The 11,322-nt window shown below is 61.0% G+C and carries 13 protein-coding genes; 8 read left to right on the forward strand and 5 right to left on the reverse strand.

The window, feature by feature from the left end; genetic code table 11:
- Positions 1–10 precede the first annotated feature (10 nt).
- On the reverse strand, positions 11–304 hold the full coding sequence (locus tag GTP46_RS19170) for a DnaJ domain-containing protein (RefSeq protein WP_161008228.1): 294 nt from the start codon (positions 302–304) through the stop codon (positions 11–13).
- 132 nt (positions 305–436) lie between these two features.
- Here GTP46_RS19170 and GTP46_RS19175 point away from each other — a divergent pair, with 132 nt between their 5' ends.
- The 4 genes from GTP46_RS19175 (at position 437) to GTP46_RS19190 (ending at position 5,154) form a co-directional block, all read left to right on the forward strand.
- Positions 437–2,203 (forward strand): glutamine--tRNA ligase/YqeY domain fusion protein, encoded by a 1,767-nt coding sequence (locus tag GTP46_RS19175; protein ID WP_161008229.1) that lies wholly within the window; start codon positions 437–439, stop codon positions 2,201–2,203.
- A 154-nt stretch (positions 2,204–2,357) separates the two neighbouring features.
- Entirely contained in the window at positions 2,358–4,181 is a 1,824-nt protein-coding gene (locus GTP46_RS19180; RefSeq protein ID WP_161008230.1) for a CHASE domain-containing protein, read from the forward strand.
- A 109-nt stretch (positions 4,182–4,290) separates the two neighbouring features.
- Positions 4,291–4,881, forward strand: coding sequence for a glycine-rich domain-containing protein (locus GTP46_RS19185; protein ID WP_161008231.1), 591 nt, complete (start codon positions 4,291–4,293; stop codon positions 4,879–4,881).
- A 63-nt stretch (positions 4,882–4,944) separates the two neighbouring features.
- Positions 4,945–5,154: a hypothetical protein gene (locus GTP46_RS19190; protein ID WP_161008232.1), complete on the forward strand. Its 210-nt coding sequence runs from the start codon at positions 4,945–4,947 to the stop codon at positions 5,152–5,154.
- A 69-nt stretch (positions 5,155–5,223) separates the two neighbouring features.
- Here GTP46_RS19190 and GTP46_RS19195 read toward each other — a convergent pair whose 3' ends face one another.
- The 3 genes from GTP46_RS19195 to GTP46_RS19205 form a co-directional block, all read right to left on the reverse strand.
- A complete protein-coding gene (locus GTP46_RS19195; RefSeq protein ID WP_154358737.1) occupies positions 5,224–5,463 on the reverse strand; it encodes a hypothetical protein in 240 nt (79 codons plus the stop codon).
- A gap of 261 nt (positions 5,464–5,724) precedes the next feature.
- Positions 5,725–5,976 carry a hypothetical protein gene (locus tag GTP46_RS19200; protein WP_161008233.1) on the reverse strand — a complete coding sequence of 84 codons (252 nt, stop codon included), beginning with the start codon at positions 5,974–5,976 and terminating at the stop codon, positions 5,725–5,727.
- A gap of 162 nt (positions 5,977–6,138) precedes the next feature.
- Entirely contained in the window at positions 6,139–7,020 is an 882-nt protein-coding gene (locus tag GTP46_RS19205) for an SDR family oxidoreductase (RefSeq protein ID WP_202414345.1), read from the reverse strand.
- Between the two features lie 12 nt (positions 7,021–7,032).
- On the opposite strand from GTP46_RS19205, the gene GTP46_RS19210 reads away from it, so the two are divergent.
- The 4 genes from GTP46_RS19210 (at position 7,033) to GTP46_RS19225 (ending at position 10,475) form a co-directional block, all read left to right on the forward strand.
- Complete coding sequence (locus GTP46_RS19210; RefSeq protein ID WP_161008234.1) at positions 7,033–8,058, forward strand: CDP-6-deoxy-delta-3,4-glucoseen reductase; 1,026 nt, start codon at positions 7,033–7,035, stop codon at positions 8,056–8,058.
- Positions 8,059–8,122: 64 nt separating this feature from the next.
- The gene (locus GTP46_RS19215; RefSeq protein ID WP_161008235.1) at positions 8,123–9,370 is read left to right on the forward strand and encodes an MFS transporter; all 1,248 of its coding nucleotides are present in this window, start codon (positions 8,123–8,125) and stop codon (positions 9,368–9,370) included.
- The gene (locus tag GTP46_RS19220; protein WP_161008236.1) at positions 9,367–10,017 is read left to right on the forward strand and encodes a DUF1345 domain-containing protein; all 651 of its coding nucleotides are present in this window, start codon (positions 9,367–9,369) and stop codon (positions 10,015–10,017) included. The genes GTP46_RS19215 and GTP46_RS19220 overlap by 4 nt, the downstream gene beginning before the upstream one ends.
- An 80-nt stretch (positions 10,018–10,097) precedes the next feature.
- Positions 10,098–10,475, forward strand: coding sequence for an HPF/RaiA family ribosome-associated protein (locus tag GTP46_RS19225; protein WP_161008237.1), 378 nt, complete (start codon positions 10,098–10,100; stop codon positions 10,473–10,475).
- A 21-nt stretch (positions 10,476–10,496) separates the two neighbouring features.
- Here GTP46_RS19225 and GTP46_RS19230 read toward each other — a convergent pair whose 3' ends face one another.
- Positions 10,497–11,276: a helical backbone metal receptor gene (locus tag GTP46_RS19230; RefSeq protein WP_161008238.1), complete on the reverse strand. Its 780-nt coding sequence runs from the start codon at positions 11,274–11,276 to the stop codon at positions 10,497–10,499.
- Positions 11,277–11,322: the final 46 nt, after the last annotated feature.

Raw genomic sequence — 11,322 nt, forward strand, 5'->3', positions numbered from 1 at the left:
ACAGGTTGGTTCACGCGGCAGGCAGCGTGGTGCCATGCAGGGCAAAGACCGAACGCCACAGCTGATACGCTTCCGCTTCCGCATCGATGATGATGCGGTGGTTGACGCTCTGGTTGTATTCTTCACGCTTGACCGGGTCCGACAGGATCTCGTAGGCCTTGGTCACTGCCTTGAAGCGCGCATCCGCGCCGGGCGCCGGATTGCGGTCCGGGTGATAACGCATGGCCAGCGAACGATAGACCTTTTTGATCTCATCTTCCGTGGCGTTAGGCGCGATACCCAGTGTGTTGTAATAATTTTCCATTTTGGAAACTCCGGGCTGTGTTGCGCTGCAAATAAATCGCAAATTAATCGATCATTATACCGTGCTGCCATATCCCCACTGGCAATACGGTAAAATGCAGCAATATAGAACTTTTGCACAGCCAACTTTCAGATGAGCAACGATAAAAACAGCCCAGCGCCAGCACTACCATCCAATTTCCTGCGCGCCATCGTCGAATCCGACCTCGCAGCCGGTACCCACGTCCGCGAAGGCATGCCGACCGTTATCACCCGCTTCCCGCCAGAACCGAACGGCTACCTGCACATTGGCCACGCCAAGTCGATCTGCCTCAATTTTGGGCTGGCGCGCGATTATCAAGGCCGTTGCAACCTGCGTTTCGACGATACCAACCCGGCCAAGGAAGAGCAGGAATACGTCGACACCATCATCGACAGCGTGAAATGGCTGGGCTTTGACTACGACTACCCGGCAGCGGGCGGCGGCGTTGAGCACCACCTGCACTACGCCTCGGATTACTTCGAGCAGCTGTACCAGATGGCTGAATACCTGATCGAGCAAGGCTATGCCTACGTCGACAGCCAGTCGGCCGAAGACATGGCAGCCAACCGCGGCAACTTCAGCACGCCGGGCACCAACTCGCCGTTCCGCAATCGTCCTGCGGCTGAATCGCTGCAGATCTTCCGCGACATGAAAGCCGGCAAATACGCCGACGGCGAGCACATCCTGCGCGCCAAGATCAGCGAAGATGCGATGTCGGCGCCGAATATGAACCTGCGCGACCCAGCCATCTACCGTATTCGTCACGCCCACCACGTGCGTACCGGCGACGCCTGGTGCATCTACCCGATGTACGACTACACGCACCCGATTTCGGACGCGCTGGAAAACATTACCCACTCGATCTGCACGCTGGAATTCCAGGACCACCGCCCGTTCTACGACTGGCTGCTGGAAACCCTGTCGAAAGGCGGCTTCTTCAAGCTGCCAGTGCCGCGCCAGTACGAATTCTCGCGCCTGAACCTGACCTACGTGGTCACCTCCAAGCGCAAGCTGCGCCAGCTGGTGGAAGAGAAGATTGTCGACGGCTGGGACGACCCGCGCATGCCAACCATCGTCGGCCTGCGCCGCCGTGGCTACACGCCGGAAGCGATCAAGCTGTTCTGCGAACGCATCGGCGTCACCAAGGCTGACGGCTGGATCGACATGAGCACGCTGGAAGGCTGCGTGCGTGAAGACCTGGATCCGAAAGCACCGCGCGCCACTGCCGTACTGCGTCCGCTGAAACTGATCGTCGACAACTATCCTGAAGGCCAGACCGAAGAGTGCACCTCGCCGGTCCACCCGCACCACCCGGAAATGGGCGTGCGTACCTTCCCGTTCTCGCGCGAGCTGTGGATCGAGGAAGACGACTTCATGGAAACCCCGGTCAAGGGCTACTTCCGCTACACCCCGCCGGTCGGCGACCAGCCGGGCAGCCGCGTGCGCCTGCGTCACGGCTTCGTGACCGAGTGCGTCGGCTACGACAAGGATGAAAACGGCAAGGTCATCGCCGTGCACGTGAAGTACTTTGAAGATTCCAAATCCGGCACGCCGGGATCGGACAACTACAAAGTCAAGGGCAATATCCACTGGGTATCGGCCGCTGCCGCGCTGGAAGCCGAAGTGCGCCTGTACGACCGCCTGTTCACCGACGCCCAGCCGGATGCCGGTGGCAAGGACTTCATCTCCCTGTTGAACCCGAACGCCAAGGAAGTGATCACCGCCTACCTGGAACCTGGCATGAGCGCCGCCCAGGCCGACCAGCGCTACCAGTTCGAACGCCACGGCTACTTCGTTGCCGACCGCGTCGATTCGCAGCCAGGCAAGCCGGTGTTCAACCGCATTGTCACGCTGAAGGATAGCTGGGTCGCCAAGTAAGCACCCTGCTCTTCCCTCCTAAAAACGGCACCAATTTGGTGCCGTTTTTTATTAACACTTCGTCTAAGACAAATGACATTCCAGCAAAATTACTTGACTTGCTGAATGGTTGTTTCCTATAGTCAAAAGACTATCGGTTGTTCAAGAGGATGCAGTGGCGGCATTTTTCGGTGCAAAACAGCTGTTTTCCTCATCGCGCCCCGTATGGTGGGCCGGCGTACTGCTGTCGCTCGGCATCGGCGGGCTATTCCACCTGGCAGCCGACAGAACCATCGATTACGACGCCAGCGAGCGCTTCCTGCACCAGGCGCAAAACGCGCAGTACAACATCAACTCGCGCATCAACGCCTACACCGACGTGCTGCGCGGCACCGCCAGCTTTTTCCACGCCTCGGAGAGCGTGGACCGCGACAGCTTCCACCGCTACGTCAGCGGACTCGATATCGAACACCAGTTCCCGGCGCTGGACAACATCAATTACGCCCAGTACGTGACGGCGAACGGCCGCGCCGCTTTCGAGCGCAGTCTGCCCGCCAGCAGCCGCGAGGCAGCGCTCGGCTATCCCGCCGACGCCGCCATCTCGCCGTCCGAGCTGCGCGACGAGTACTGGGTCCTGACGATGATTGAACCACTGGCCGAGTTCCGCGAAAAAATCGGCCGCGACATCAGCTACCGCTTGCCGGTGGCGCACGCGCTGGCGCAGGGGCGCGACCACGGCACACTGAGCGCATCCGGCACGCCCATCAACAGCGTGCACCAGCCGCAAGGCGCCGGGCTGGCGCTGCGGTTGCCGATCTACCGCCCAGGCATGCCGCTGGACAGCGTAGAACAACGCCGGGCCGCCTGCATAGGCTCGGTGGGCATCGGCTTCAGCGTGCCGCGCCTGATCCAGGCAGCGCTGGAGCAGATGCAGGTGCGCGACACCCGCCTGGTGCTGTACGACAGCGGCGACCTGTCCGGCAGCGCCCAGCCGCCGGCCGTGCGCCTGTTCGATAGCAAGCCCGGCACACCGGTCTCGCGCCCGCACGACCAGTTCAGTGTGACGCTGCCGATCGACTTCAACAACCGCCACTGGAGCGCCTACTTCAGCACGCCCAAGGCCAGCTGGTACAGCCGCTTCGACACCTGGCTGCCATGGCTGGCGATGGCCTGCGGTTTCACCGGTTCGCTGCTGTTCTACCTGCTGTTCCATACACTGTCGTCATCGCGCATGCGGGCCGTCAAAATGGCCAAGGAAATGACGCGCGAACTGCGCACCAGCCAGGCCCGGCTGCAGCAGTCACACCTCAAGCTGCGCCGGCTGGCCGCGCACGCGGACCAGATCAAGGAGCTGGAGCGCAAGCGCATCGCGCGCGAAATCCACGACGACCTCGGTCAGAACCTGCTGGTGCTGCGCATCGACGTCGACATGCTGTGCACGCGCACCCGCCACCGCCACCCGCGCCTGCATGCGCGCGCCCAGCACACGCTAGGCCAGATCGACCGTACCATCAAGAGCGTGCGCCACATCATCAATGACTTGCGCCCGACGGTGCTGGACCTCGGCCTCAACGCCGCAGTGGAATGGCAGATCGCCCAGTTCCGCCAGCGCTCCGGCATGATGTGCGAGCTGGTCGAGCACCAGGCCGAGATCCGCATCGACGACCACTGCGCCACCGCCTTCTTCCGGGTGCTGCAGGAATCGCTGAGCAACATCCTGCAGCACGCCCACGCCAGCCTGGTGCGGGTCGACCTGCGGCAAATCGACGGCACACTGAGGATGACCATCAGCGACAACGGCATCGGCCTGCGCGACGCCAGCCGCAACAAGGCAGGCTCGTTCGGGCTGGTCGGCATCGAAGAACGTATCAGCCTGCTGGGTGGCAGTTGCGCCATCACCGGCAGCCCCAACGGCGGCACCACCGTCGCCGTCAGCGTGCCGGTCAGCCGCGCGCCCAGCCGCGAGACGCCGGAACCGGCCATGGAATTCGCGCTGTAACTTTCCTTTCAAACATTGATTTACATCAAGGAACACATGTCTCCTACGGGCAAAATCAAGCCGCTCGCTGCTTCTTTTCAACCCGCATCAATACCGTAAAGGAATTTCGATGAATGCCCAAGACCTGCACGCCATCGCCGCCCTCGACCTGGAACCGATCAAAGTCAAACTGATGCACGCCGAATCCGGCGAAGGCTGGACGCTGGAACGCGCCAACGCGGTGGAATTTGAGTACCGCCGCTTCCTGATCCTGATGAAAAAATTCCCGAACGAGCAGACCGCGCCGCTGGTCGATGTCGACACCTTCTGGCATTACCACATCCTCGATACCATGAAATACGCCGCCGATTGCGACGCCGTGTTCGGCCATTTCCTGCACCACTTCCCCTACATCGGCCTGCGCGGCGAGGATGACGAGGCGGCCCACATCCGCGTCGGCCAGCGCATGAAAGAGTTGTATGAAGACACCTTCGGCGAAGATTATGTGCGGGGCGATAGCGCCCACTCAGGTGTGGTGACGGCGCCGGCCAATTTCGCTCACTCAGGCGTGGTCGGCGTGCGGTTTGCGCATTCCGGTGTGGTCGGCGCCCAGACGGCGCACTCGGGCGTGGTGGGAGCCAGCGTCACGCAGGCCCAGGCGGCTATCGCAGCGGCGCAACAATCGCGCTTTTACAGCCAGCGCCCGCGCCTGATGGCATAAAAAGCGAACGGCTTGCTCAAAAAAGTGGCATACTCTGTAGGATACGACAGAAGGGAGAACATCATGGCCGTCAACACCATCGCCTCCAGCACCAGCACCGCCGCCATTCAGCAAACCGCGCCGACGCGCCAGCCCGAGCAGGTTAAAGCTGTCGACAAACCAGCCGAGCGCGTCGCACAGCCAGCGCCGCCGCCACCGCCGCAAGCGGCTACCGCACCGACCGTCAACACCAGCGGCCAACGCATTGGTACTACGATCAGCACCTCGGCCTGAACCGGATCCCCTAAAAAAACGGCGCGTTACCTCTAAGGTACGCGCCGTTTTTTATTCCAGCTACCGGAATCAGGAAGCCATCATCTCACGCAGTTCGCGGATGCTGAAATCGCTGATTTCGTGCATGCGGATCAGGATGGTGGCGCCGATCGGCAGGGTGTTGTGGCGGATCTTGGAGATGACCGGTGGGGCTACTTCCAGAGCGCGCGACAGGGCTGCATCGTTTTTCAGCTGCAGTTTTTCGATGATGGCGTCCAGCACGCGGTTCGGGTTGTACGACGGCGACGCGGTGATTTCTTTGAGAGACATAATGTTGTAAGTAGGTTCTTTGCCACTTTTGTGTAGAAAAGCGACACATGGGTAAGAAAAATTTTTAGCTCAATTACCATTGAAGCACTACAAAACACAGACATTTATGCCTGTTTTTAGTGCTTAACCGAGATAATACACGTTTACGTTACAAAACGGCTAACTCATCAGACATTTCTGTGAGATTTAGAGAGATTCTAACCCTATTTTTTGTGCTAATGCGTTTTTTGTTGTAAAAAAAGGTATCAAACCATGTAAAGATCAGCTGGGACGGCGGACGCCGGCGGCAAGGAAACACCATTCAACGGCCAGCAAAGCAGCCAGTTGGGCGATCGAGCCTGGGAAGAACAACGAGGAGGAGGAAAGGTGTTCGGAATAATCAGCGCTGAAGTGCCAGCCTAACTGGTGGCGTATCTCTTCCGGCATGGGGGGCGGCCGGCGGCAAAACTCGCGTTGCCGCTGATGCATGTAGGCGCGGACTTGCTCCTTGGTCGGCTGCAAACTGGCTACCATGCGCGCACTCCTTAGTGGAAGATGGCTGACATTATCTTATCACGCAGTGACTTCCCTGATCTCCGTCCAACGTATTAACTTATAAGTTTGTCACATAAATCCCACGTTGCAATTGCACTAGTTTAATTTTAGTTATTTCTTTACGTATCTTTACAAAGCGCTTTACAAAGCGCGCAGCGTGTCTGCCACGGTTGGATAGCGCAAGCGCACGCCGAGTTCCCGCTTGATGCGCTTATTTTGCAAGCGGCGCGATTCCGACATGAATGACAGCAAGGCCGGCGTCACCACCTGCTGCAGCTCGGCGCGCGGCAGACGCGGCGGGCGCGGCAGCTGGAAAGCATCGGCTACGGCGTCGAAATAGTGGGCCATCTTCATATCGCTGTCATCCACCGCATGGTAGATACGATTCGGTAGCGCACGGAACAGCGCACGGGCGATGATGGCGGCCAGGTCGTCAGCATGGATGTGGTTGGTGTAGACATCGTCTGCCTCAATCAAGGCCGGCGTGCCCTGCTGCAAACGCTTGAGCGGCAGGCGGTCGGACGCGTAAATGCCCGGCACGCGCAGGATGGACAAGGCTGCCCCGCTGCGCTGCGCCCAGCGTCGCAAGGTGCGCTCGGCATCGACCCGGCGCAGCGCGCGCGGGTTGCGCGGCGCCACCGGACGGCTCTCATCGAACCGCGCGCCACCGCAATCACCGTAGACGCCAGTGGTACTGACATAAACCAAGCGCCCCTGCTCGGGTAAAATGGCGGTCAAATTGCGCGTGCGCGTGTCCAGCGCGCCCTCGGCAGGCGGCGGCGCCAGGTGGATGACCCACGGCGCCAGCCCGGCCAGGCGGCGCAAACTGGCGGGATGGTCGAGATCGGCCACCAGCGGCACCGCGCCGGCAGCACGCAATTCAGCACAGCGCTCCTGCTGGCTGGTGGTGGCAAACACGCGGAAATGACGGGTCAGCAGCGGCAACAGCCGCATGCCGACGTCACCGCAGCCCACCACCAGCACGCGCGGCCGGTGGCATTTTTGAATTTTGAAGTTTTTCATCAGGAAGATTGTATGACGTTTCAAATCACTGTACAGCCTAGCGGCCATCAATTCAGCTGCGAGGAAGACGAAACCATCCTGGCCGCTGCCATGCGCGCCGGCGTCGGCCTGCCTTACGGCTGCAAGAACGGCGCCTGCAGCTCGTGCAAGGGCAAGGTGGTATCCGGCTCGGTCAGCCACAAGCCGCACCAGGAACGCGCGCTGAGCAAGGAAGAAGAAGCGGCTGGCTACTCGCTGCTGTGCTGCGCCACCACCAGGGGCGACCTGGTGATCGAGGCGCGCGAAGTGGCGGGCAGCGATGATTACCCGATCCGCAAAATGCCGTCGCGCGTGGTGACGCTGGAAAAAGTGGCCGCTGACGTGATCGTCATGACGCTGCAATTGCCGGCCAACGAAACGCTGAAATTCCGCGCCGGCCAGTACATCGAATTCATGCTGCGCGACGGCAAGCGCCGTAGCTACAGCATCGCCACCGCGCCGGACCTGAACGAACCGCTGGCCCTGCACATCCGCCACATGCCGGGCGGCCTGTTCACCGACCAGGTGTTCAGCACCATGAAGGAACGCGACATCCTGCGCTTCGAAGGCCCGATGGGCACCTTCTTCGTGCGCGAAGATAGCGACAAGCCGATGGTGCTGCTGGCCTCCGGTACCGGCTTCGCGCCGATCAAGGCGATTGTCGATCACCTGCGCGCACAAGGCTCGCAACGCCAGATGACCTTGTACTGGGGCGGCCGCCGTCCGCAAGACTTGTACATGGATGCATTGTGCCGCGAGTGGGCCGCTACCCTGCCGAACTTCAACTACGTGCCAGTGATTTCCAACGCCCAGGACGAAGACAACTGGAGCGGCCTTACCGGCTTCGTGCACCAGGCCGTGATGGCCGACCTGCCGGACCTGTCGGGCCATCAGGTCTACGCCTGCGGTGCACCGATCATGGTGGACTCGGCAAAGAAAGATTTCGTCGCCCAGTGCGGCTTGCCGGAGGAAGAGTTCTACGCGGACGCCTTCACCACCGAAGCCGATATCAACGCATAACAGATCCATCCCAAAGGCCTTTCGGGATGCAGAGTCCCAAAAGGCTCTGCTCCCGAAAGAACCAATGTCAGCCAGTATCCCCGCCGCTTCCTCCAACGGTTTCAGCGTCCTGCGCCACCGAAACTTCGCGCTCTACCTGTCTGCCCGCACGCTGGCCACGCTGGCCGTGCAAATGCAAAACGTCGCCATCGGCTGGCAGGTGTATTCGATGACGCACAACCTGTTCGACCTGGGCCTGATCGGGCTCGCGCAGTTCCTGCCCTTCCTGGCCCTGATCCTGATCGCCGGCCACGCTGCCGACCGCTACGATCGCCGCAACCTGATCACCCTCGCTCTGGGCGCGCAACTGCTGTGCGGCCTGCTGCTGCTGGCCTTCACCACTACCGGGCTGACCGCCGTGTGGCCGGTGTTTGCGGTGCTGGTGGTGTACGGCAGCGCGCGTGCATTTATGGGCCCGGCTACGCAGGCCATCCTCGTCAATCTGGTGCCGCAGGAAAGCTTCAGCAAGGCGGTGGCGCTGAGCTCATCCAGCTTCCACGTGGCCGTGATCCTCGGCCCGACGCTGGGCGGCCTGTTCTACCTGGCCGGACCCAAAACGGTTTATATGATTTCCTCCGCGCTGCTGGTGGCGGCGGTGGTGATGATGGCGATGGTGAAATCGGTCAAGCAGGCCAGCGCCAGCGGACCGGCTTCGTGGCACACGGTGCTGGAAGGCTTGCGCTTTGTCTGGTCGAAAAAAATCGTACTGGGAGCCATCTCACTGGACCTGTTTGCCGTGCTGTTCGGCGGCGCCACCGCCCTGCTGCCGGCGCTGGCGCACGACGTGCTGCACATCGGCCCGAGCGGCCTCGGTGCACTCCGCACCGCGCCGGGCATAGGCGCAGCCTTGTGCTCGATCGCGCTGGCCTTCTTCCCGATTACACGCCGCGTGGGTGCGTGGATGCTGGGCGGCGTGGCCGTGTTCGGCGTATGCACCATCGTGCTCGGCGCGACCACCAGCTTCATCGTCGCGCTGGTCGCCTTGTTCCTGATGGGCGCGGGCGACATGATCAGCGTGTACGTGCGTCACCTGCTGGTGCAGTACGAAACGCCGGATGAAATCCGCGGCCGCGTCAGCGCGGTCAACTCGGTGTTCATCGGCGCTTCCAACGAGCTCGGCGAATTCGAATCCGGCATCACCGCCGGCTGGCTGGGCCTGACGCGCGCAGTGCTGTTCGGCGGCGCAGCGACCTTGGCCGTGGTGGGCGCATGGACCGTGCTGTTCCCGGTACTATCACGCATGGACCGTTTCCCGCATGAGGATAAACAATGAGTTTTCGCCTACCCTCCATCATCCACAGCCGTCCACACCTGAGCACCGCCATCGTGCTGGGCGTGGCGGCCGGCGCAGCCCTGCCTGATGCGTGGCCGTGGCTGACGCGGCTACTGGTGGGCTGGGACGTGCTGGTGTGGACCTATCTGGCAACGATGGGCTGGATGATGCTGCAAGCCGACCATCACGACATCAAGCGCGCAGCGTGCCGGCAAGATGAAAAAGGGCCGGTGATCCTGGCCGTGCTGTCGCTGGCAGTGATGCTCAGCCTGCTGGCCATCGTCTCGCAATTGGCCAACGCCAAAGCGTCCAGCGACCTGGTGGAGCATTACGCACTGGCTGTGCTGACCCTGACCGGTTCGTGGTTCATGGTCGGCGTGATGTTCTGTTCGCACTACGCCCACCTGTACTACATCGACGACAGCGACGACAAGCCGCTCGGCTTCCCCGACGATGACCTGGTGCCGAACTACTGGGATTTCCTGTACTTCTCGTTCACGATTTGCGTGGCAGTGCAAACCTCGGACGTCAGCGTGCGTAACCGCCGCTTGCGCAAGGTGGTGCTGGGCCAGTCGGTACTGTGCTTCTTCTACAACCTTGCCATCCTTGGCCTCTCTATCAACATCGCCGCCTCCTTGCTTGGTTAATATTTCGAACCGGAAATTAACGTGCACTTAAGGCTGGAAGGAGTAAGATGGTTATGCAGTCCAACAACAGGAGCAAGCGTATGCAAATCCAAATTAACACTGACAAAACCATCGAACGTCACTCTGGTCTCGACGAACACGTGCAGACTGTCGTGAGCAATGCCCTCCACCGCTTCGGCGAACAAATCACCCGCGTCGAAGTCCATCTCAGCGACAACCTGGGCCAGAAATCGGCCGATGGCGACAACCGCTGTTTGATGGAAGCACGTCTTACCGGACTTCAACCAATTGCCGTCAGCGACCACGCTGCCTCGCTACACCAAGCCATCAGTGGCGCTACCGATAAACTCAAGCGCGCCGTCGATAGCGCGGTCGGCAAACTGCATGATCACAAGCGCCACGCCGCCGGCGTAGGGTCGGCCTCGGCTGCAGTAGTGGCCGACGAAGAGGAAGAGTAAACCTGCAGTGGGAGCCGGTGCCTACCTTTGCGCCAGCTCCCGCAAGTACTTCAAACCTTGCAGCGACCGGCTGCCATACCACGACATCATCTCCCCATCCACCAGCAGCACTGGCTTGCCGATCTGGCGCTCCAGCATCTCCGCATGCGCTTCGGTGAAACGATACGGTTCGCTCGACAGCAGCACGCCATCGATGCTATCCCTCAGCTCTTGCGACCAGCGGAATTCCGGGTAGCGCGACTCGCCCAGGTCCGGCACCTTCCAGCCGATTTCTTCCAGCATGCGGGCGATATAGGTGTCCTGCGAAATGCTCATCCACGGATCCTGCCACACGCAGTACAACATGGTTTGCGGCGGTCCTTTTGGCGCGGCTTGCAGCAATGCGTACTCGGCCTCGAAGGCGGCGCACCATTCAGCCGCCTGCTGCTCGCGGCAGAACACACCGCCCATCAGGCGCGCCAACTCAAGATTGTCGCGCGGCCGCAGCGGGTGGGTAACGATCAGGTTAGGCACGAACTCGGCCAGCGCATCGGCGGTCGGCTTTTCGTTTTCATCAATGTTGAGGACGACGTGGGTCGGCGCCAGCTTGCGGATTTTTTCCAGGTTGACGTCCTTGGTACCGCCGACCTTGGGAATATCCTGCACCACGTCCCACGGATGGATGCAAAAGCCGGTGCGCCCCACCACTTGCGCGGCCAGCCCGAGGTCGCACAGCAGCTCAGTAATCGAGGGCACCAGCGAGACGATGCGTGCGTTCGGATCGGGCTGGTGCGCCGTGCCCAGCGCGTCGATGTAGGCCATGTTGTATCCAGTTAAGTTTTGATGTCGATATTGAAGCACTCCTGCC

Source organism: Duganella flavida (assembly GCF_009857445.1).
Taxonomy (GTDB): domain Bacteria; phylum Pseudomonadota; class Gammaproteobacteria; order Burkholderiales; family Burkholderiaceae_D; genus Rugamonas; species Rugamonas flavida.

Excerpts from the sequence above, each read along its gene's own strand:
- GTP46_RS19195 (WP_154358737.1), bottom strand. The coding sequence starts at position 5,463 with ATGTCTCTCAAAGAAATCACCGCGTCGCCGTCGTACAACCCGAACCGC.
- GTP46_RS19210 (WP_161008234.1), top strand. The coding sequence starts at position 7,033 with ATGACGTTTCAAATCACTGTACAGCCTAGCGGCCATCAATTCAGCTGC.
- GTP46_RS19200 (WP_161008233.1), bottom strand. The coding sequence starts at position 5,976 with ATGGTAGCCAGTTTGCAGCCGACCAAGGAGCAAGTCCGCGCCTACATG.
- GTP46_RS19225 (WP_161008237.1), top strand. The coding sequence starts at position 10,098 with ATGCAAATCCAAATTAACACTGACAAAACCATCGAACGTCACTCTGGT.
- GTP46_RS19170 (WP_161008228.1), bottom strand. The coding sequence starts at position 304 with ATGGAAAATTATTACAACACACTGGGTATCGCGCCTAACGCCACGGAA.
- GTP46_RS19215 (WP_161008235.1), top strand. The coding sequence starts at position 8,123 with ATGTCAGCCAGTATCCCCGCCGCTTCCTCCAACGGTTTCAGCGTCCTG.
- GTP46_RS19175 (WP_161008229.1), top strand. The coding sequence starts at position 437 with ATGAGCAACGATAAAAACAGCCCAGCGCCAGCACTACCATCCAATTTC.
- GTP46_RS19190 (WP_161008232.1), top strand. The coding sequence starts at position 4,945 with ATGGCCGTCAACACCATCGCCTCCAGCACCAGCACCGCCGCCATTCAG.
- GTP46_RS19230 (WP_161008238.1), bottom strand. The coding sequence starts at position 11,276 with ATGGCCTACATCGACGCGCTGGGCACGGCGCACCAGCCCGATCCGAAC.
- GTP46_RS19185 (WP_161008231.1), top strand. The coding sequence starts at position 4,291 with ATGAATGCCCAAGACCTGCACGCCATCGCCGCCCTCGACCTGGAACCG.
- GTP46_RS19205 (WP_202414345.1), bottom strand. The coding sequence starts at position 7,020 with ATGAAAAACTTCAAAATTCAAAAATGCCACCGGCCGCGCGTGCTGGTG.
- GTP46_RS19220 (WP_161008236.1), top strand. The coding sequence starts at position 9,367 with ATGAGTTTTCGCCTACCCTCCATCATCCACAGCCGTCCACACCTGAGC.